Here is a 19,742-nt window from a genome sequence, read left to right on the forward strand (position 1 = left end):
ACTGCGAGTCTACGACCGCGCGGAGCCCCGCTCTCGCGCGATGTCGGCGAGGAGCGCCGCCATCGCAGGGATGTCGGCCACGCACACCGAGGCGGCGGTCGGGGGCGTCCCGACGTGGACCCCGAGATCACCGTCGCCGAGGCTGCGCAGGGCGTCCTCGTCGGTCACGTCATCACCGGCGAACAGGACGGCCGTGGCATCCGTCTTCTCGCGGAGCTCGGCGACGGCGGAGTCCTTCCCCTCGTGACGGAACGCGTACTCGACGATGTTGTGACCCGTGCGACGCCGCCAGCGCGGCGCCTCGGCCGAGACCAGCACGTCGACGAGCCGGTTCGCCTCCGCCGCGTCCTGCGGCGCGGCCTTGCGCGTGTGCACGCCGAAGCCGAACCGCTTGGGCTCGATCCACACGCCGTCGAGCTGGGCGGTGACCTTCTCCGCGTGGGCGCGCAGCTCGTCGCGCAGCCCGGCGTCGGCGGGATCGTCTTCGTGCGTGAACGCACCCTCTCCCGGGAACCAGTACTCCGCGCCGTGCGAGCCCGCCAGCAGCAACCGCGAGTCGTCGCGGTGCTCGGCAATGATCCGCAGGTCGGAGAGGCTGCGACCGGAGACCAGGGCGACGACGACGCCGGGAGCGGCGAGGAGCGCATCGACGGCGTCGCGAGCGACAGGGAGCATGCGCGCCTCCATCGGCTCGTCCTCCAGCGGCGCCAACGTGCCGTCGAAGTCCAGCGCCACCAGGAGGCGCTCGGATGCCGCCATCCGCCCGATCGCGTCGTGCCGGTCGTGCAGGCTCATGACTCACCTCTCGTCGCGCTCGTGCTGCGCCTGGCCGCCTTCGCCTCGTCGAGGGCTTCGAGGAACGAGCGCGACCATCGCGCGACGTCGTAGTCCATGACCCGCTTCCGCAGCGCTCTCATGCGGCGACCCTGCTCCGCCGCCGGCATCTCGATCGCGCGCATGATCGCATCCTTCATGCCGTCGATGTCGTGGGGGTTGATGCGCACGGCGCTGGGCAGTTCGTCGGCCGCGCCGGCGAACTCGCTGAGGACCAGCACCCCGCGATTGTCCACCCGCGCGGCGACGTATTCCTTGGCCACGAGATTCATGCCGTCGCGCAGAGCGGTGACGAGCATCACGTCCGCGGCGAGGAACAGCGCGACCATCTCCTCGCGGGGATAGGCCTGGTGCAGGTACCGGATCGCGGTATGACCCGTCGTGTCGAAGTCGCCGTTGATCCGCCCGACCGTGAGCTCGATCTCGTCGCGCAGCTGCATGTACGCCTCGACGCGCTCGCGACTCGGGCTGGCCACCTGGAGGAGCGTGACGTCCTCGACCGACACGCGGCCGTCGTGCAGGAGCTCGCCGAACGCCTTGAGACGGTGGCGGATGCCCTTGGTGTAGTCGAGACGGTCGACGCCCAGCAGGATCTTCTTCGGATTCCCGAGGCCCTCCCGGATCTCGGCGGCCCTCGCCTGGATGTCGGGCCGGCGGGCCAGCTCGATGTAGGAGGCTGCGTCGATCGAGATGGGGAACGCCTTGGCGAGCGCGTTGCGCGTGCTGCCGTCCTCCTGGGGCACCGTGATCCCGGTGGCCTTGGTCGCGTAACGGAGCACCCGTCTCACCGCACGCGCGAAGTTGCCGGCATCGGCGACGCGCTGGAACCCGATGACGTCGGCGCCGAGGAGGCCCTCGAGAACCTGGCGGCGCCACGGCAGTTGGGAGTAGAGACCGTACGCGGGGAACGGGATGTGGTGGAAGTAGCCGATCGTGAGGTCGGGCCGCAGCTCCCGCAGCATCCGCGGCACCAGCTGCAGCTGGTAGTCCTGCACCCACACCTCCGCGCCGTCGGCGGCGACCTCGGCCGCCGCAGCGGCGAACCGCTCGTTCACCCGGACGTAGGCATCCCACCAGACGCGGCGATACCGCGGCTCGGCGATCACGTCGTGGTACAGCGGCCAGAAGGTGTCGTTGGACATCCCCTCGTAGTACTTCTCGACCTCGTCGGCGCTCAGTCGCACGGGAACGAGGTGCGCGCCCTCGAACTCGAAGGGCTCGACGTCGATGTCCGGCTGGCCCGGCCACCCCACCCACGCGCCGTCGGCCCGCCGCATGACGGGCTCGAGCGCGGTCACGAGACCGCCGGGCGAGCGGCGCCAGGAGGGTTCCCCGGAGGCGTCGACGACGCGGTCGACGGGAAGGCGGTTGGCGACGACGACCAGATCGGCCTGGGTCACTCGGGCTCCTAGCGGTGGCGGGGGACGAGGCGTCCTCAGGCTATCGCGGCCCGTGAGACGCCCCGTGCGGGTTGACGCGACGGGTCCATCCTGTCAAGGGGAGACGGCGCGCGACACTGCGCGCTAGCGTGGGTCGCATGCGAAAGTACCTCTTCGGCACCGGCCTCGTGACCGCGATCAGCGGAGGTCTCACGCTGCTGCGCAGCCTGCGCGAGGACGCGCCGTTCACGTGGCGGACCGCCCTGGGATGGCTGAGCTGGGCCATCTCGGTCGCCCTCGTGATCGGCGCCATCGTGGACGTGCGGCGGGCCTCGAAGGGGCGGACGATCGACCCGGACTCCCCCGTCCACGGGCAGGAGGACAAGCTCATGAAGGACCGCGCGCGGCGCAAGCGCTCCTAGAGCTCGATCTCGTAGTGCACGAAGCCGGTCGAGGTGGCCACGCGGTCGTAGAGCGCACGGGCGGCGACGTTGTCGTTCATCGTCAGCCAGTACACCTTCGTGGCCCCGAACTTCACCGCCCACTCCCGCACGTGTCCGATGAGTGCCGCGCCGACGCCCTCGCCACGTGAATCGGGATCGACGTACAGATCCTCGAGGTAGCAGTAGACGCCCGTCGTCCAGGTGCTCGCATGGGTGAGCCAGTGCACCAGCCCGATCGGGCGGCCCGCGGCATCCCGAGCCAGCACGCCGTGCAGGTGCTGGTCGCCGACGAGGCGCGCGAACGTCGTCTCGGACACGCCCGGCGGGAGCTCGGACTCGTAGAACTCGAGGTACGCCTGCCACAGCGAGTCCCACGCGGGCCGGTCGTCAGCGGTGATCGGGGTGAGAGAGACCATGCCGCGACCGTATCCCGGGCGGGGACCCGGGCCCGGGCGAACGCGCGCGCGGCCCCCGATTCGCCGCGTGTCAGCGCGTGAGGATGAGGGCGTCGCCCTGGCCTCCGCCGCCGCACAGTGCGACGGCGGCCGTGCCGCTCCCACGCCGCACGAGCTCGTGCACCGCGTGCACGACGAGCCGGTTGCCCGACGCGCCGATCGGGTGGCCGATCGCGATGCCGCCGCCGTGCGGGTTGACCACCTCGTCGGAGAGACCGAGCTCCGCCTGCGAGCGTGCGACCACCGCGCCGAACGCCTCGTTGATCTCGACGAGATCGAGATCCGAGGCGGCGATGCCCTGCTTCGCGAGCGCCTTCTCGATGGCGCGGGCCGGCTGCGCGTGCAGGGAGTTGTCCGGTCCCGCCACCTGCCCCGAGGCGCCGACGACTGCCAGTACCTGCCAGCCGTTCTCATCGGCGTGGGACCGCCGGGTGAGGACGACGGCCGAGGCCCCGTCGGAGATCTGGGAGGAGTTGCCGGCGGTGATCGAACCCCCCGACGCGAACGCCGGACGCAGCCCGGCGAGGGTCTCGACCGTGGTGTCGGGTCGGATGCCTTCGTCCTTCGTGACGACGACCGGGTCGCCCTTGCGCTGCGGGATCTCGACGGGGACGATCTCGGCGTCGAACACGCCGTCGGCCTGCGCCCGTGCGGCGCGCTGGTGGGAGCGAGCCGCCACGGCATCCTGCGCCTCGCGCGTCACCTCGAACCGCTCGTTGTGACGCTCGGTCGAGGCGCCCATGCTCTCCCGGTCGAAGGCGTCGGTGAGGCCGTCGTAGGCCATGTGGTCGAGCACCTCGATCGAGCCGTACGCCCACCCGTCGCGCGAGCCCATCAGGAGGTGGGGTGCCCGGGTCATGGACTCCATCCCCGCCGCGACGACCACCGAGGCGTCGCCGACCGTCAGCATCCGCGCGCCGTCGATGATCGCGGTGAGGCCGGAGAGGCAGACCTTGTTGACGGAGCCGGCGTGGACGTCCCATCCGATCCCGGCGCCCACCGCGGCCTGACGTGCGGGGTTCTGGCCGGAGCCCGCCGGGAGGACCTGGCCGACGAGGACAGCGTCGACGGCCTCAGCGGGGATCCCGCCCTGCTCGAGCGCGCCACGGATGGCGGCGCTGCCCAGCTGCACCGCCGTGAGCGGGGCGAGCTGGCCCTTCAGCCGCCCCTGGGGCGTGCGGGCGGCGGCGACGATGACGATGTCGTCGTGGTTCATGACTCCTCCTGAAGTGCGGGGGCGATCGCGAGCGGCGGCTCGGTCGCAGCGACGACCTCGTCGACGGTCACACCGGGGGCGACCTCGACGAGCACGAGTCCATCCTCGGTCACGTCGATGACGGCGAGGTCGGTGATGATCCGGTCGACGACACCGCGGCCGGTCAGCGGCAGCGAGCACGCGTCGACGATCTTGGGCGATCCGTCCTTCGCGACGTGCTCCATCAGCACGATCACCGTCGCGGCTCCGTGCACGAGATCCATCGCGCCGCCGGGGCCCTTGACCATCTTCCCGGGGATCATCCAGTTGGCGAGGTCGCCCGCGGCGGACACCTGCATCGCCCCGAGGATCGCCGCGTCGATCTTGCCGCCGCGGATCATGCCGAAGCTCGTGGCGGAGTCGAAGAAGGCCGCGCCCGGGAGCGTGGTGACCGTCTCCTTGCCGGCGTTGATGAGGTCGGGGTCGACCGCGTCCTCCGCGGGGTACGGCCCCACGCCGAGGATGCCGTTCTCGGACTGCAGGACGACCGTCACCCCGTCGGGTACGTAGTTCGGCACGAGCGTGGGCAGGCCGATGCCGAGGTTGACGTAGGCGCCGTCGGCGAGCTCGCGCGCGGCGCGCGCCGCCATCTCGTTGCGGGTGAGCGCCATGTCAGTCGCCTTCCTGTCGCACGGTGCGCCGTTCGATGCGCTTCTCGATGTCGCCGCCGACCTCCACGATGCGGTGGACGTAGATGCCGGGCAGGTGGATGCTGTCGGGGTCGAGTTCGCCCGGCTCGACGAGCTCCTCGACCTGCGCGATGCACACGCGGCCGGCCATGGCGGCGAGAGGGTTGAAGTTGCGGGCGGCCTTGTTGAACACGAGGTTCCCGTGCCTGTCGCCCTTGAGCGCGTGGACGAGGGCGAAGTCGGTGACGATGGCCTCCTCGAGCACGTACTCCCGCTGCCCGCCCGCGACGTCGAACGTGCGCACGTCCTTCGCGGGCGAGGCGACCGCGACCCCGCCGGCGCCGTCGTACCGCCGCGGCAGTCCGCCCTCGGCCACCTGGGTGCCGACACCCGTCTGCGTGTAGAACGCCGCGATCCCCGATCCGCCCGCGCGCAGCTTCTCGGCGAGCGTCCCCTGCGGCGTGAGCTCGAGCTCGAGCTCGCCCGAGAGGAACTGCCGCTCGAACTCCTTGTTCTCGCCGACGTAGGACGAGGTCATCTTGCGGATGCGCCGGGCGTTCAGCAGGATGCCGAGCCCCCAGTCGTCGACGCCGCAGTTGTTGCTGACGATGCTGAGATCCGCCGTGCCCTGCGCGAGCAGCGCCTCGATGAGGGCGATGGGATTGCCGGACAGCCCGAACCCGCCGACGGCGAGCGATGCTCCGTCCGGGATGTCGGCGACGGCCTCGGCGGCCGATGCCCACGTCTTGTCGATCACGTGCACTCCTTCGTTGCCGGATGGCTCCATCCTGCGCCGTCCGAACGCCGGACGCATCGCGGCGTTTGCCATGTGGAGGCCCGGATGCGTATCGTCCACATCGTGGACACGAACATCTCCGGCCGCACAGTGCCGGGTGCCCAGTCGATCGCCCGTGCCGCGCGCCTTCTGCGTCTGGTGTCGTCGGGCGGGGCTGAGGGCATGCCCGTGGCCGAGCTGTCGCGGCGCGCCGAGCTCACGCGGCCCACGACCCACCGGCTGCTCACCGCGCTGCGCCAGGAGGGACTGGTCGATCAGGACGACCGCACGGGGCGGTGGATGCCGGGACCCGAGCTGTATCTGATGGGTTCGGTCGCGGCATCCCGCTACGACATCACGGGCATCGCCCGCGACATCGTGCGCTCCCTCGCGGTGCGCACCGAGGAGAGCGCGTTCCTCTCCGTGCGGCGCGGGGACGAGACGGTGTGCCTGCTGCGCGAGGAGGGCAGCTTCCCGATCCGTTCGTTCGTGCTGTCCGAGGGCGTGCGGTTCCCGCTCGGCGTCGCGTCGGCGGGCCTCGCGATCCTGTCGTTCCTCCCGCCCCACGATGTGGACGCCTACTTCGAGCGACACCCCCGGCTCGCCCGGGAGTGGGGCGCAGCGCACGGGGAGCCTCGTCTGCGTGCACGGCTGCGCGAGACGCACGAACGCGGATACGCGCTCAACCCCGGGCTGATCGTCGAGGGGTCCTACGGCCTCGGGGCGGCGGTCTTCACCCGGGAGGGTCACCCGCAGTGGGCGCTGAGCCTCACCGGCGTCGAGTTCCGCTTCGGTCCCGACCGCCTTCCCGAGCTCGGGCGCACGCTGCTCGCCCACGCGCACCAGCTGACGACCCGCATCGCCGCGGCGCGCTAGGCGGAGAGCTCCTCCCGCACCACGCGGGCGACGGCATCCGCTCCCTCCGGCGACATCACGACGGTGTAGTGGTTCACGCCGTCGATCCGCTCGTGCCGGATGGTGGGGTGGGCCGTGAGGACCCTCTCCAGGTGCGCGCCCGCGTAGAGTCCCGGCTCCTCGTCCTGCAGCCCGCGGGGCACCGTGATCAGGCGCGCCGGATGCCCGAGGCCCGCGAGGGCGTCCGCGAGCGCGGTGCCGGTGTTCATGTCGACGGTGTCCTCGACGGTCGTGCGGTAGCTCGTCGCCGGGCGGAAGGTCCCCTCCCCGTCGTCGACCAGGTCGTACGACAGGTACGACTCCAGCTCCGGAGTCCAGTCCCGCGCGAACGCCGGATGCGCACGCCAGAACGCGAGGTACTCGCCCGCGTCCGCGAACCGCATGGACAGACGGGCCGCGGTCGGCCCGAGGATGCCGGCGACGAGCGCGTCGGGGTCCATCCCGGCGGGCACATCGAGAGGCAGTCCGCCGTCCACCAGCACCAGCCGTGAGACGCGCTCGGGGTGGAGGTGGGCGAACACGAGAGCGACGAAGGCGCCCATCGAATGCCCGACGACGAGTGTGCGCTCGACGCCCAGAGCATCCAGCGCAGCCGCCAGATCGTCGGCGTGCGCGCGCATGCCGGCCGGGCCGGTGAGTCCGTTGCTCGCACCGCGACCCCGCAGGTCCGGCGCGATGGCCCGCACGCCCGGAAGCCGCTCCACCACGAAAGGCCACGCGAGGTGGGATGCCGTCACCCCGTGGATCAGCAGGACGTCCGGCGCGCCGGGCGCGGGCGGCTGCGGATCCCACACCGCGACTCGCAGCTCGCCTCCGGCAACGGGGACGTCGAGGGTGCGGTATCCGTGTGCGGTCGTCGCATCGGCGCTCATCGTGCGGTCCACCCGCCGTCCATCGTGTAGGACGCACCCGTGACCATGCCCGCCTTGTCGGACACCAGCCAGCCCGCGAGGGAGGCCACCTCATCGGCCTCCACGAGCCGCTTGACGGCGGTCTCGGTCAGCATGATCTTCTCCACCACCTCGCTCTCGGGGATGCCGTGGACCTTCGCCTGATCGGCGATCTGCTTCTCCACGAGGGGTGTGCGCACGTAGGCGGGGTTGATGCAGTTGCTCGTCACACCGTGCGGCGCGCCCTCCAGCGCGGTGACCTTGGACAGCCCCTCGAGCCCGTGTTTGGCGGCGACGTACGCCGACTTGAACGCGCTCGCGCGCAGACCGTGGGCGCTGGAGATGTTCACGATGCGCCCCCAGCGGCGCTCGTACATGGCCGGGAGCGCCGCCCGCACGAGCAGGAACGGCGATTCGAGCATGAGTCGCAGCAGCAGGCGGAAGGCGTCGGGGTCGAACTCCGTGATGGGGCTCACCCGCTGGATGCCGGCGTTGTTGACGAGGATGTCGACGTCGAGGTGCAGGTCGTCGAGCGCGGCGGTGTCGGACAGGTCCACGACCCACGACTCTCCGCCGACCTCTGCCGCTGCGGCGGCCGCGGCATCCCCGTTCAGGTCGGCGACGATCACATGCGCACCGCGTGCGGCGAACTCGTGCGCGCACGCCAGCCCGATGCCGCTCGCGCCCCCCGTGACGAGCGCACGGCGGCCCGTCAGATCCCGGTCGGAACTCACTCGTCCTCCTCCTGCCCCGCCGATCTCGGCGCGAGCGCGTTGTCGATGATGCGCGACATGCCGTCGAAGACGACGGGGTCCAGCTGCGCGGGCGGGCGGCCCTCGGCATCCCGCTCCCACAGCAGGAAGCGCATGCCGATGAGCTCGCCCATGCCCATGAGGGCCCACGCCGTCGTCTCGGGGTCGAGCGCCCGGTCGACGTCGCCCGCCTCCTGCGCGGCGCGCAAGCCTGCCTCATAGCCCTCGACGATCCGCGTGTAGTGCAGTCGCAGCACGTCGGGCGACACGAATTCGGCCTCGCGCACGACGCGGTAGAGCGCCGGGTGCTCTGCCGTGAAGCGGAAGAACCCTGCGAAGCCCGCCCGCTCGGCCTCCAGGCGCGAGGATGCTCCGGTCATCGCCTCCGACATCGAGTGGCGGACGCGTCGGTTGAGGTCGATCACGAGCGCCTCGAAGATCGACTGCTTGCTGTCGAAGTAGAGGTAGAACGTGCCGAGGCCGATGCCGGCGCGCTCGGTGATCCTGACGATGGATGCCTCGTGGTAGCCCTGCTCGGCGAACACGTGCTCGGCCGCCTCGAGCAGGCGTCGCCGGGTCGCTTCGCCGCGCTTCGTGAGCGGCCTGCCGGTCGCCGGAGAGACCGGGGCGGCGTCGTCGTCGACCAGTTCGTCGGGAAGGGTCATCGCCCCACCTCCTCGTTCGCGCCGGACGACGTCATCGCCGCACGGCGGTCCACGGCCCGCTGCGCGCGCTCGCGCAGTCGCGAGCGGGCGAGCTTCTCGATCGTCGAGCGCGGCAGCGCGTCCACGAACTCCACGTGCACCGGCACCTTGAAGGCGGCGAGGTTGCGGCGCGCGTGCGCGAGGACTTCGTCCTCCGACAGCTTCGCTCCGGACGCCGGCACGACGAACGCCACGCCCCGCTCCCCCCACACGAGATCCGGCACGCCCACGACCGCGGCGGCATCGACCAGCGGATGGAGGACGAGCGCGTGCTCGACCTCGGCCGGGGCGACGTTCTCGCCGCCCGAGATGTAGATGTCCTTCAGGCGGTCCACGACGCGCAGGATGCCGGCGGCGTCCCGATGCACGAGATCTCCGGTGCGCAGCCAGCCGTCCCGCGTCGCCCGCATCGTGGCGGCGGGATCGTCCAGGTAGCCGGCGAAGACGCTGGGCCCCCGCACCCAGAGCTCGCCGGTGGCCTCCCCGCCCAGCGCGAGAGACGAGACCGGGTCCACCACCGCCACCTCGACGTGGGGGTAGGGGCGTCCGACGGCTCCGGGATGCTCTTCGGCCTCGGCGGCGGACAGGTGCAGCACGTTGGGCCCGGCCTCGGTCAGGCCGTATCCCTGTGTGAGCGGAACCCCGCGGGCCCGCCACGCCTTCTGTAGCGGGTCGGGCATGGTCGCACCGCCGACGAGCGCGAGACGGAGCGAGCTGACGTCCGTCGCCGGCCACGCCCGGTCGGCAGCGAGCATCGAATACTGCGTCGGCACGCCCATCATCGCCGTGACGCGGCGGTCGGCGATGAGCTGCAGCACCCGCTCCGGCTGGAAGGACCTCTCGAGCACGACCGTCGCGCCGACCCACCAGGCCAGCAGCGGCTGGCAGTTCCACGCCGCTACGTGGAACTGCGGCAGCATCGCCAGCACGACGTCGTCCGCCGTCAGCGGGAGCGCCTGTGCCAGCGCGAGATTGTTCCAGAAGCAGTTCTCGTGAGTGAGGACCACGCCCTTGGGCTCGGCCTCGCTGCCCGAAGTGAAGATGATCAGCAGTGCGTCGTCGTCGCGCACTCGACGGGACTCGCGGGGATGCAGCGACGGCGGCACGGCCGCCGAGGCGACGGTCGTCGCGAGCGCCGCGGTGCGCGGCATCCGGTCGGCGGCGCGCAGCGCCTCTCCCGCGAGCGCGGCGTGCTCGTCCTCGATCAGCACCAGCGAGGGCCTCGTCCGGTCGATCACGCCGACGAGCTCGCGAGGGGTCAGCCGCCACGACAGCGGCACGAAGGCGACGCCGGTCAGGGCGCACGCGAAGAACACGACCACGTGGTCCGCGGAGTTGCCCGACACCGTCGCGATGCGGTCCCCGGGTCCGTAGCCGGCCGCGCGCAGCGCGTCGGCGAGGGCCGTCGCGCGCGCGGCCAGCGTGGCGTAGTCCGTCGTGACGCCCCGGTCGTCGATCGCGATGCGCCGCGGCGACTGGGCGGCGCGATCGATCAGCCAGCGGCCGACGGTGTGCGGGCCGTCGGTCAGGTCGTCGTCGACGATCACGACCGCACCTCCACGGCGGCCTCGGACGACTCGTCGGCGTCGTCGAGCGTCTGCAGCGATCCCCGGACCTTCTGCCCGCGACGACGGCGCATCGCGGCGTCGATCGTTCCGGCGATCCCGCCCGGGAGGAACATCACGACGAGGATGAACAGCACCCCGAGCAGGAAGAGCGGCTCGGACAGCGGGATGCGCAGGACGTCGGGCAGGCCCGCGATCGCATCCGAGCCGGCGAGGACGGTGAGCCGCTGATCGAGCAAGGTGTACAGCACACCGCCAACGATGGCACCCCAGCGGAACCCGACGCCACCGAGCACGACCATCACGAGGATCGTGATCGTGAGGTCTGCCGACACCGCGCGGGGCACCGTGCCGGACTGGAGCAGCATGTACGCGACTCCCGCGAGGCTCGCCAGCACCGCCGCGATCACGAACACCACGAGCTTGACGCGGTACGGCTGCAGGCCGAGCACGCGCACACGCTGCTCGTTCTCCCTGGTGGCGCGGGCGAGATGTCCCAGACGCGAGGTGTCCACCCACAGGGTCACGAGGTAGACGATCACGAGCACCGCGAGGGTGAACCAGTAGAGGTTCCGCGTGTTGACGACGCCGACGAGGAACTCCGGGACGAGATCCGTCTCGAGGCTCAGCCCCTCCTCGCCGCCGGTGATCTGCGAGTTGCGGCGCACCAGCACCGAGCCTGCCTGCGCGAAGGCCAGAGTGACCATCGCGAAGGGGATCCCCGAGACCCGCATCGACACGGCACCGGTCACGAGCGCGATCACCATCCCGCCCAGCAGGGCGATGAAGACGCCCGGCCAGAGCGGGACGCCGAAGTGCTCGAGTGCGATCCCCAGTCCGTACGCGCCGGCACCGAAGTACAGGGCGTGTCCGAACGACAGCATGCCCGCCGACCCCAGCAGCAGGTTGTACGACAGGGCGAGCGCAGCGAACACCATGCACAGTGACAGCAGCGCGAGCGTGCCGGGCAGGTAGGTCGGCGTCGGGAGGATGCCGGGAAGCGACAGGTTGAGCAGCGGCAGGACGGCCATGAACACGACCAGCACCACGCCGGCGACAGCGGGAACGAACGAGCGCAGGCGCGAGGGCGCCGAGGCGGGGGCGGTCATGCCTTCCTCCCCAGGAGTCCGGACGGGCGCACGAGGAGCACCACCGCCAGCAGGATCACGACGATGAAGTCCCCGGTGCCGCCCAGGTAGAAGTTGGCGAACTGCTGGAGGACGGCGACGAGGACGGATGCCACGGCCGCCCCCGTGAGAGACCCGAGCCCGCCGACCACGGTCACGATGAACGCGAAGATCAGCAGCGTCGCACCGAGGTGGGCCGAGACGAAGGTCGAGTAGTGCATCGCGAGCACTCCCCCGATGCCGGCCGCCGCACCGCCGATCGCGAAGACCAGCGTGAACGAGCGCCGCACGTCGATGCCGAGCGCCGTCACCATCGCGCGGTTCTCCACGCCGGCGCGGATGATCATGCCGTAGCGGGTGCGCTTCAGGAAGAGCACGAGAGCGGCGAGCACGAGTGCGGCGGCGATCATGAGCACCCAGTAGGTGTTCGGGATGCGGGCGCCGAGCACCTCGGTGGTCTGGCGCAGCCACGGCGGTCCCGACACGGTGATCGGGTCGGTTCCCCAGATGCCCTCGAACAGGGCGACGGCGGCGAAGGACAGCCCGACCGTGACGAGCACCTGCTCGATGTGGCGCTCGTAGAGCGGGCGGATGAGCACGAGCTCGGTGAGGGTGGCGAAGATCGCGCCGACGCCCGCTCCGACGACGATCGAGGCGAGGAACGATCCCCACGACTGCGTGCCGAGCGCCTGCGCAACCGTCCATCCCAGGAAGGCGCTGAGGGTGAGGAACGCGCCGTGCGCGAAGTTCAGCACGTGCATGAGGCCGTAGATCAGGCTGAGCCCGCTGGCGACCAGGAAGTAGAGGGCGCCGAGGCCGACGCCGGTGATGAGGGTGAGGACGAGGGTGCTCATGAGCTGTGGGCCTCCGCGTGGACGCCCAGCAGGCGACGGGTCAGGTCGTCGTCGTCGAGGATCTCGCGCGCCGTTCCGGTGTGGACGACGCGTCCGCCCCCGATGACGACGGCGGTGCCGGCGAGGCGACGCACGACCTCGAGGTTCTGCTCGACGAGCAGGATCGGGACGGTCTTGGCGGCTTCCGCGAGGGCGTCGGCGACCTCGGCGACGATCTTGGGCGCGAGGCCCTTCGTCGGCTCGTCGACGAGGAGGATCCGGTTTTCGTTGAGAAGGGCGCGCGCGACCGAGACCATCTGCTGCTGCCCTCCCGAGAGCGTTCCCGCGAGCTGGTCCCGTCGCGCGACGAGGTCGGGGAACAGGTCCGCGACGAACTCCCGCCGCGGAGCTCGCTGCCGCTCGGCGAGGGCGAGGTTCTCGGCGACGGTGAGGGTGGCGAAGATCTCGCGGTCCTCGGGAACGTAGCCGACCCCGCGGCGCACGATGCGGTGGGTGGGGAGGCCGTCGATGCGCTCCCCCGCCAGTCGCACCTCACCGCGGCGGGTGATGAGGCCCAGGATGCCGCGGAGCGTCGAGGTCTTGCCCACTCCGTTGCGGCCGAGTACGGCGGTGATCCCGGTCGCGGGCATCTCGAAGGTCACGTCCTCGACGACCTGCTGTCCGGCGATGGAGCAGCGCAGGCCCTGCACGGTGAGGATGGGCTCGGCGGAGGGGCTCATGCCGCCCCCGTTCCGAGGTAGGCGCTCTGCACCGTCGGATCGGCCATGACGCGCTCCGGGGTGTCGTAGGCGATGATCGTGCCGAAGTACATCACGGCAACCTTGTCGACGAGTCCCATGAGCACGTCGATGTGGTGCTCCACCATCAGCACGGTGCATCCCTTCTCTTGATGCAGATCGCGGATGTTCTGGACGAGTCCGGCGACATCACCGGACCCGACCCCCGCCATCGGCTCGTCCAGGAGCACGATGCTCACCTCCGTGGCCAGCAGCACGGCGATCTCGAGCTTGCGCTTGTCGCCGTGCGAGATGTCGCCCGCGGCGGCGTCGCTCTTGTGGGAGAGGCCGACGGCCTCGAGCTTCTCGAGCGCGAGGGCGGTCGCGGCATCCCCTCGCCTCGGGAAGCGCAGCAGCGACGTGGAGCCGCCGAGCGACACCTGGGCGGCCAGACGCACGTTCTCGAGCACGGAGAGCCTCGGAAAGAGGCTCGAGGTCTGGAAGGTGCGCCCCAGTCCCGCCCGCGCCCTCGCGGGCACGCCGGCCGTCGTGATGTCGTCGCCGTCGAGCAGGACCCGGCCCTCGGTGGGGCGGAGGAGCCCGGAGACGACGTTGAACAGCGTCGTCTTGCCGGCTCCGTTGGGTCCGATCACGCCGACGAGCGAACCCGCGGCGATGTCGAGTGCGACATCCTTCAGGATGGTGGCGCCGCCGATCTGCAGGCCGAGGCCTTCGATCTGGAGCCGCGAACCGCGAACGGCGGTCGGCGAGGGCGACGCGGACGGGACAGGGGTGCTCATCGTGGGAGGTCGCTCCGGATCACTCGGCCGCTTCGGCGGGCGCGACGTCCTCGGCCGAGACCGTGTCGACGAGCTCCGGCACGAACGCCGACCCGTCGGCGACAAGCTTGACCTGGTACATCTCCTGGACGAGGGCGTGGTCGCTCGCGCGCACGGTCATCATGCCCTTGGGTCCTTCGAACTCGAAGCCCTCGAGCGCCGCCACCATCGCGTCGACGTCGCCGGCGCCTTCCTGGATGGCGTGCACGACCATGATCGCGGCGTTGAAGCCGTCGGGGCTGAACAGATCCGGGGTGCCGCCCGCGGCCTCGATGGCCTCGACCATCGCCGTGTTGACCTCGTTGTCGGGCGCACCGGGGAAGTAGTGGTTGAGGAAGTTGATCTTCTCGGACGCTTCGCCGTAGGCGCCGAAGGTCGCGCTGTCACCCAGTCCGGTGACGACGGGGATCTCGTCGAGCACGCCCTGCTGGCTGAGCGCCTGCCACATGGCCCCGGACGTCGCACCCGCCCAGGCGACGAAGACGAGGTCGGGCTCGGACGTGAGGATCTGCTGGGCGAACGGCGTGAACTCCGTCGCGTCCTCCGCGACGAGCACCGAGTTCACGGTCGCGCCCTGCCCGCCGAGGATGGCGTCGACCGCCGCGACGTTGCCCTGGCCGAAGGCGTTGTCCTGCGCGAACACCGTGATCGTGCGGCCCTCGATGTCGTCGAGGAAGGTGCCGGCGGTGGCGACGTCCTGCGAGCTCTGGCGTCCGGAGCGGAAGGTGTACTCGTTGATGCCCGTGATCGCATCGGCAGCCGCGGGGCCGGAGATATAGAGCACCTGGTTCTGCTCGGCCTGCTCGGCGACGGCGAGCGCGACGCCCGAGGCGGCGGTGCCGGCGATGATGTTGACGCCCTCCCCGATGAGCTCCTTGACCGCGGTGACCGCCTTGTCGGGATCGCCGGCGTCGTCGCGGTACTCGACGTTGATCGTCGTGCCGTCGATCTCGCCGGTGCCGTCCGTGGCGTAGTCGAGCCCCGCCTCGAAGGCGTCGAGGTACTGCTTGCCGTAGCCCGCGAGGGGTCCGGTCTCGCTCGTGACGATGCCGACGGTGACCTCCGACGGCCCTCCGTCGTCCGTCGCATCCCCGCCTGGGGCGGTCTGCGGCGCGCAGGCCGCCAGAGCGAGGGCGGCCGTGGCGACCACGGAGCCCAGGAGCAACTTCTTCGAAACCCGCATGTGCGTGCCTTTCACCATTGGAAGGTTGGAGTGCCCGGAGGCAACCTGAAAGCTGATTCAGGTTACTGCAAATGTAGGGAGGGAGCAGCGGCGGGTCAAGTCGAGGGCCGGATGCCGCGGCCACCGTTTCGCGATCGCGATCTTCTCTCGGGCCGCGGTGCCGTGCCGCTAGCTCCCGGCGGCGCAGGCCGCAACCCCTCCTCGATCGACGGCGGATCGACCTACGGTGGTCGTTCGGCGAACCCGAGGAGGGGCGACATGCCCGAGACGACGGCGCACCACCGTGTACTGGTCATCGGCGGAGGAAACGGCGGCATCTCGGCCGCGGCGCGCTTGAAGCGGCGCGGCGTGGACGGCATCGCGGTGATCGAACCGCGCGAGGAGCACGTGTACAAGCCGCTGTTCTCGCACGTCGCGGGCGGAACGGCGCGAGCGAGCTCCACGGTGCGCGCGCAGCGTGCGGTGACTCCCCCGGGCGTCGAGTGGATCCAGGACTCCGTCGTCTCGATCGATCCGGAGTCCGACTCGGTCGTGCTGTCCGGCGGCGGCCGCGTGACCTACGAGCACCTCGTGATCTGTCCGGGCATCCAGCTGGACTGGCAGCGCGTGCCGGGCCTCGCAGAAGCCATCGAGACGCCGGCCGCGGCATCCCACTATCGTTACGACCTCGCTGCGAAGGCGTCGCTGCTTCTGCGCGACCTCCGCCACGGGACGGTGGTCTTCACCCAGCCGGACGACCCCGCCTCGTGCGCCGGGGCGGCGCAGAAGCCGATGTACCAGGCGTGCGCGTACTGGCGGGCGATCGGTGTGCTCGACGACATCCGCGTCGTGATGGTGGTCCCCGGCGACCGCCCGTTCGGCGTGCCGGCGGTGGCCGATGAGCTCGATCGCGTCATCGCCGAGTACGGGATCGAGCTGCGCACGAGCAGCGAGCTCCTCGAAGTGGACGGCGCGGCGAAGGAGGTCGTCATCGGGGGCCCGGACGGCGCCGAGCGTCTGTCGTACGACGTGCTCAACGCTGTTCCGCCGCAGTCCGCGCCCGATTGGCTCAAGGGCTCGGTGCTGGCAGCCGACGAGGGAGGCTTCGTCGAGGTCGATCCGCGCACGCTGCGCAGCAACCGGTACCCGAACGTGTGGGCGCTGGGGGATGCCGCTGCCACGACGAACTCCAAGTGCGGCGGCTCTCTGCGCAAGCAGACGTTCGTCGTCGCGAAGAACCTGGCCGCCGTCCTCCGCGGTGAGCAGCCGCAGTCGCTCTACGACGGCTACGCCGTCTGCCCGTTCACGGTGTCGCGGTCGACGGTGGTGTGGGCGGAGTTCGATGACAGGAACCGCCTCGCGCCGACGATCCCGTTCTGGAAGACGATGTACCGCGAGAACCGGCTCGCCTGGATCTTCGATCGGCACATCCTGCCGTGGGTCTACTGGAACCTGATCCTCACCGGCCGCGTCTGACGCGCCCGGCTCGGTTGCACGTTCCCGCGTAAGGAAAGGGGCGGCTCGCGCGTCTCGGACCCGAAGGGGGTGTCCGATGGGGAGCTCATTCGGCCGCGGGACGGGGCATTGGCGGAGGAATCATCCGGAGTACGCGGGCGACGCGTCGCTGCTGGCGGACATCGCGAGGGACCATCCCGATTGGCCCGACGAGGACGTGATCGCCCGGCTGGCCGCCGAGCGCCGGGGTCCGGGGCCACTCTGACGCCGTCCCGGCGAGCCGGCATGGCACGCGCGGTTCGCGCTTTTGGGTCGGTCGTATGAGCAACGTCCAGCGTGCACGTTCGCGGGCGGGCTTTCCGTGCACTGACCCGAAGATCGCGTTGCGAGGATCGGGCCTTCGATCATCGTCGGCACGAGAGCACGGAGAGCGACCCGCATAGGCCCGCTCGTTGAACCTGCCCGGGGACACGGATTGCGACGCGATCGCGGCCCTACACCACAGAATGCGGAGCATCGAGACCCCGACTTCGCGTCGTCCTTTTACACTCGGTTCATGCAGACGCACGACGTGGTCGTGATCGGTGCTGGGCTGGCGGGCCTGCGGTGCGCCGCCGAACTGGCGGCCCGCGGTCGCGAGGTGGTCGTGCTCGAAGCCGCCGATCGCGTCGGCGGGCGCCAGCGCACTGATCGCGTGGACGGCTTCACGCTCGACCGCGGGTTCCATGTCTTGAACACGGTCTATCCCGCTGTCCGGACCTCGGTGGAGGTCGATCGCCTCGCTGTGCGTAAGTTGCCGGCGGCGGTCCGGGTGCGCCGCACAGACGGTTCCATGGCGACGGTCGCGCATCCGCTACAGCAGCCGCATCTGCTTCCCGCGACGCTCGCGAGCGGTCTCTTGACACCGCGTGACCTGGTCGGGCTCGTTCGGTGGCTTGGCCCGATCGCCCTTCGTCCGCGTGCCGCGGTGACACGCACGGACCGCACCGTCGATGAGGCCTGGGACGCCGCGGGCCTGACCGGGTCGTTGCGCACCGAGCTCCTGTCGCCGTTCTTCTCCGGGGTTCTGGCGGACGCCTCGGAATCGACGTCCGACACATACGTGCGCCTCCTGGCGCGGTCGTTCCTGCCGGCAGCGGCCGGGCTGCCCCGAGAAGGCATCGGCGCCCTGCCGAAAGCCCTCGCCTGGCGCGCTCATGCAGCGGGAGCCGATATCCGGGTGGGCCGTGCCGTGAGCAGACTGCGGCGGCGCGAGAATCGGTGGGAGGTGCGCGCGCTGGGCGAGGGCCGTTTGCTCGCGCGTGACGTCGTCGTCGCGGTCGGCGCGGATTCTCTCGACGTGCTCGTGGACATCCCGGTCCCTGCCACCCGAGGACTGCAGACATGGTGGTTCGCGGCCACCGAACCACCAGAAACCGGCGTTCTGACACTCGACGGTACTCGCGACGGCCCGATCGTCAACTCACTGGCGATCTCCGCCACGGTCCCGGAGGCGGCACCGCGAGGCCGCCACCTGATTCAGGCGACCTGCCTGTGGGCGCCGGAGCGTGTCGCCACCGAGCGCGAGGTGCGCGCCCAGCTCTCGCGGATGTGGGGCCGTGCCTCGACCACGTGGGAACTCCTCCGGCGCGACGACATCCCACACGCACTCCCCGCCCTGCCTCCACCCATGCGGCGCCCGTCGCCCGCCCGCATCGGCGACGGACTGTACATCGCCGGCGACCACCGCGAGACACCGTCGATACAAGGGGCGCTGTTCTCGGGGATGCGGGCGGCGACATCCGTGCTGGGGACACCGATCCGGGGTTGATGCGGCCCTCAGCCTCGCCCGCCTGACAACCGGCCTGCGGGCAGGACGGCAGCGCGTTCACGTCGCGCTACCCACCCTCGTGTCGGCGCGCTCAACCACCGGTCCCCGTGCGGTCGCAACGCCGGCCGACGGCGCAGAATGGGTGAATGCCGTCAACGTTTGTGGTCGTGACCGACACTGACGTGAGCCCGCAGGAGCTATTCGAGATCTCTCTCGACATCGACGCGCACGTGTCGTCGATGCAGAAGTCAAGCGAGCGTGCGATCGCTGGCACGACCTCAGGCACGATCGGCCTGGGTGAGACCGTCACCTGGCGCGCACGTCATTTCGGCATTTGGTTCACGATGACCTCGAAGATCACCGAACTCGATAAGCCCTCGCGATTCGTCGACCAGCAGGTACGCGGGCCATTCAAGACTTTCGTCCACGAGCATCGATTCGAATCAGTCGGCGGCGGATGCCGGATGACCGACACCATCACCGTCGGCTCTCCCATCTTCGGGCGGCTTGCCGAGCGTATGGTCCTCGTGCCGTACCTGCGACGCCTCATCACCAGGCGCAACCGTCACTTGATCGCTGAGCTCGCCTGAACCGCTCGCTGGCCGACCCCGCTGCGGACGCGACGGTTCAGTCGGGATCTATCGCTGACGTGCAATTCGTGTCGTCAACCACAGGCAACCATTCTTCGCCGCGAGCTCCGGGCGAAGCGGCGCGTTCGTGTCTGCAACGACTCACGGGAATAGACCAGGGTGGCATCCGGCTTCATCGACTACGGGCGACTCTCGGTACGCCTCGAAAGATGCGATGTGCTAATCACGAAGGGGAACTGATGAAGGCTGTCTGGAACGGGGCTGTTATCGCTCAAACCGACGAGACTGTCGTCGTGGAAGGCAACCACTACTTCCCGAAGGACTCCATCGACGAGCAGTTCTTCGTTCCGAGCGGGAACCACACAGTCTGCTCCTGGAAAGGCACCGCGAGCTACTACCACGTCGAAGTTGACGGCAAGCGGAACTTGAACGCCGCGTGGTACTACCCAACCCCGTCCGAAGCGGCCTCCCAGATCACCGACCACGTGGCCTTCTGGCACGGCGTCGAGGTCGTCGCCGGCTGACCCGTGAGCGCCCTTCGCTCAGCCGCTTGAGTCAGGCGGGCGCTCGAACCCAGTCGCACACCGCCCGCG

Annotated in this window: 22 protein-coding genes; 7 read left to right on the top strand and 15 right to left on the bottom strand. The window is 70.4% G+C overall.

The window, feature by feature from the left end:
* Nucleotides 1-9: 9 nt before the first annotated feature.
* Nucleotides 10-795, bottom strand: a complete 786-nt coding sequence (otsB, locus tag ACFQ0P_RS15575; RefSeq protein ID WP_204979547.1) for a trehalose-phosphatase — start codon at nt 793-795, stop codon at nt 10-12.
* A complete protein-coding gene (locus ACFQ0P_RS15580; protein ID WP_204979548.1) occupies nt 792-2,234 on the bottom strand; it encodes an alpha,alpha-trehalose-phosphate synthase (UDP-forming) in 1,443 nt (480 codons plus the stop codon). Before ACFQ0P_RS15580 ends, otsB begins: the two co-directional genes overlap by 4 nt.
* Before the next feature lie 137 nt (nt 2,235-2,371).
* Here ACFQ0P_RS15580 and ACFQ0P_RS15585 point away from each other — a divergent pair, with 137 nt between their 5' ends.
* The gene (locus ACFQ0P_RS15585) at nt 2,372-2,635 is read left to right on the top strand and encodes a hypothetical protein (RefSeq protein ID WP_204979549.1); all 264 of its coding nucleotides are present in this window, start codon (nt 2,372-2,374) and stop codon (nt 2,633-2,635) included.
* Here ACFQ0P_RS15585 and ACFQ0P_RS15590 read toward each other — a convergent pair.
* The 4 genes from ACFQ0P_RS15590 to ACFQ0P_RS15605 form a co-directional block, all read right to left on the bottom strand.
* Nucleotides 2,632-3,072, bottom strand: a complete 441-nt coding sequence (locus ACFQ0P_RS15590; protein WP_204979550.1) for a GNAT family N-acetyltransferase — start codon at nt 3,070-3,072, stop codon at nt 2,632-2,634. The two genes, ACFQ0P_RS15585 and ACFQ0P_RS15590, sit on opposite strands and share 4 nt — an antisense overlap.
* A 70-nt stretch (nt 3,073-3,142) precedes the next feature.
* The gene (locus ACFQ0P_RS15595; protein ID WP_204979551.1) at nt 3,143-4,327 is read right to left on the bottom strand and encodes an acetyl-CoA C-acetyltransferase; all 1,185 of its coding nucleotides are present in this window, start codon (nt 4,325-4,327) and stop codon (nt 3,143-3,145) included.
* Entirely contained in the window at nt 4,324-4,977 is a 654-nt protein-coding gene (locus ACFQ0P_RS15600; protein WP_204979552.1) for a CoA transferase subunit B, read from the bottom strand. Before ACFQ0P_RS15600 ends, ACFQ0P_RS15595 begins: the two co-directional genes overlap by 4 nt.
* 1 nt (nt 4,978) lies before the next feature.
* Nucleotides 4,979-5,752, bottom strand: a complete 774-nt coding sequence (locus tag ACFQ0P_RS15605) for a CoA transferase subunit A (RefSeq protein WP_204979553.1) — start codon at nt 5,750-5,752, stop codon at nt 4,979-4,981.
* A gap of 84 nt (nt 5,753-5,836) precedes the next feature.
* Between ACFQ0P_RS15605 and ACFQ0P_RS15610 the strand changes: the two genes are divergently transcribed.
* Nucleotides 5,837-6,646 (top strand): IclR family transcriptional regulator, encoded by an 810-nt coding sequence (locus ACFQ0P_RS15610; protein ID WP_204979554.1) that lies wholly within the window; start codon nt 5,837-5,839, stop codon nt 6,644-6,646.
* Here ACFQ0P_RS15610 and ACFQ0P_RS15615 read toward each other — a convergent pair.
* The 9 genes from ACFQ0P_RS15615 to ACFQ0P_RS15655 are packed head-to-tail and all read right to left on the bottom strand — an operon-like array spanning nt 6,643 to nt 15,315.
* Nucleotides 6,643-7,557, bottom strand: a complete 915-nt coding sequence (locus tag ACFQ0P_RS15615) for an alpha/beta hydrolase (RefSeq protein ID WP_204979555.1) — start codon at nt 7,555-7,557, stop codon at nt 6,643-6,645. The genes ACFQ0P_RS15610 and ACFQ0P_RS15615 overlap by 4 nt on opposite strands.
* Nucleotides 7,554-8,309 (bottom strand): 3-hydroxybutyrate dehydrogenase, encoded by a 756-nt coding sequence (locus ACFQ0P_RS15620; RefSeq protein WP_204979556.1) that lies wholly within the window; start codon nt 8,307-8,309, stop codon nt 7,554-7,556. The genes ACFQ0P_RS15615 and ACFQ0P_RS15620 overlap by 4 nt, the downstream gene beginning before the upstream one ends.
* Nucleotides 8,306-8,992: a TetR/AcrR family transcriptional regulator gene (locus ACFQ0P_RS15625; protein WP_204979557.1), complete on the bottom strand. Its 687-nt coding sequence runs from the start codon at nt 8,990-8,992 to the stop codon at nt 8,306-8,308. Before ACFQ0P_RS15625 ends, ACFQ0P_RS15620 begins: the two co-directional genes overlap by 4 nt.
* The gene (locus ACFQ0P_RS15630; RefSeq protein ID WP_204979558.1) at nt 8,989-10,578 is read right to left on the bottom strand and encodes a class I adenylate-forming enzyme family protein; all 1,590 of its coding nucleotides are present in this window, start codon (nt 10,576-10,578) and stop codon (nt 8,989-8,991) included. The genes ACFQ0P_RS15625 and ACFQ0P_RS15630 overlap by 4 nt, the downstream gene beginning before the upstream one ends.
* Entirely contained in the window at nt 10,575-11,705 is a 1,131-nt protein-coding gene (locus ACFQ0P_RS15635) for a branched-chain amino acid ABC transporter permease (protein ID WP_204979559.1), read from the bottom strand. The genes ACFQ0P_RS15630 and ACFQ0P_RS15635 overlap by 4 nt, the downstream gene beginning before the upstream one ends.
* Nucleotides 11,702-12,577, bottom strand: a complete 876-nt coding sequence (locus tag ACFQ0P_RS15640; RefSeq protein WP_204979560.1) for a branched-chain amino acid ABC transporter permease — start codon at nt 12,575-12,577, stop codon at nt 11,702-11,704. The genes ACFQ0P_RS15635 and ACFQ0P_RS15640 overlap by 4 nt, the downstream gene beginning before the upstream one ends.
* A complete protein-coding gene (locus tag ACFQ0P_RS15645) occupies nt 12,574-13,296 on the bottom strand; it encodes an ABC transporter ATP-binding protein (RefSeq protein WP_204979561.1) in 723 nt (240 codons plus the stop codon). The genes ACFQ0P_RS15640 and ACFQ0P_RS15645 overlap by 4 nt, the downstream gene beginning before the upstream one ends.
* Nucleotides 13,293-14,093 (bottom strand): ABC transporter ATP-binding protein, encoded by an 801-nt coding sequence (locus ACFQ0P_RS15650; protein ID WP_204979562.1) that lies wholly within the window; start codon nt 14,091-14,093, stop codon nt 13,293-13,295. The genes ACFQ0P_RS15645 and ACFQ0P_RS15650 overlap by 4 nt, the downstream gene beginning before the upstream one ends.
* A gap of 19 nt (nt 14,094-14,112) precedes the next feature.
* Nucleotides 14,113-15,315, bottom strand: coding sequence for a substrate-binding domain-containing protein (locus ACFQ0P_RS15655; RefSeq protein WP_204979563.1), 1,203 nt, complete (start codon nt 15,313-15,315; stop codon nt 14,113-14,115).
* A 258-nt stretch (nt 15,316-15,573) separates the two neighbouring features.
* Between ACFQ0P_RS15655 and ACFQ0P_RS15660 the strand changes: the two genes are divergently transcribed.
* From ACFQ0P_RS15660 to ACFQ0P_RS15680, 5 genes are all read left to right on the top strand, one after another.
* The gene (locus ACFQ0P_RS15660) at nt 15,574-16,770 is read left to right on the top strand and encodes an NAD(P)/FAD-dependent oxidoreductase (protein WP_204979564.1); all 1,197 of its coding nucleotides are present in this window, start codon (nt 15,574-15,576) and stop codon (nt 16,768-16,770) included.
* A gap of 76 nt (nt 16,771-16,846) precedes the next feature.
* A complete protein-coding gene (locus tag ACFQ0P_RS15665; RefSeq protein WP_204979565.1) occupies nt 16,847-17,014 on the top strand; it encodes a hypothetical protein in 168 nt (55 codons plus the stop codon).
* 291 nt (nt 17,015-17,305) lie between these two features.
* A complete protein-coding gene (locus tag ACFQ0P_RS15670) occupies nt 17,306-18,559 on the top strand; it encodes an NAD(P)/FAD-dependent oxidoreductase (RefSeq protein WP_204979566.1) in 1,254 nt (417 codons plus the stop codon).
* A gap of 182 nt (nt 18,560-18,741) precedes the next feature.
* Nucleotides 18,742-19,149: an SRPBCC family protein gene (locus ACFQ0P_RS15675; RefSeq protein WP_378772777.1), complete on the top strand. Its 408-nt coding sequence runs from the start codon at nt 18,742-18,744 to the stop codon at nt 19,147-19,149.
* A gap of 239 nt (nt 19,150-19,388) precedes the next feature.
* Nucleotides 19,389-19,673, top strand: a complete 285-nt coding sequence (locus ACFQ0P_RS15680; RefSeq protein WP_378772780.1) for a DUF427 domain-containing protein — start codon at nt 19,389-19,391, stop codon at nt 19,671-19,673.
* The last annotated feature ends 69 nt before the right edge of the window (nt 19,674-19,742 follow it).

Origin of the sequence: Microbacterium insulae (assembly GCF_042677065.1) — a bacterium.
Classification (GTDB): domain Bacteria; phylum Actinomycetota; class Actinomycetes; order Actinomycetales; family Microbacteriaceae; genus Microbacterium; species Microbacterium insulae.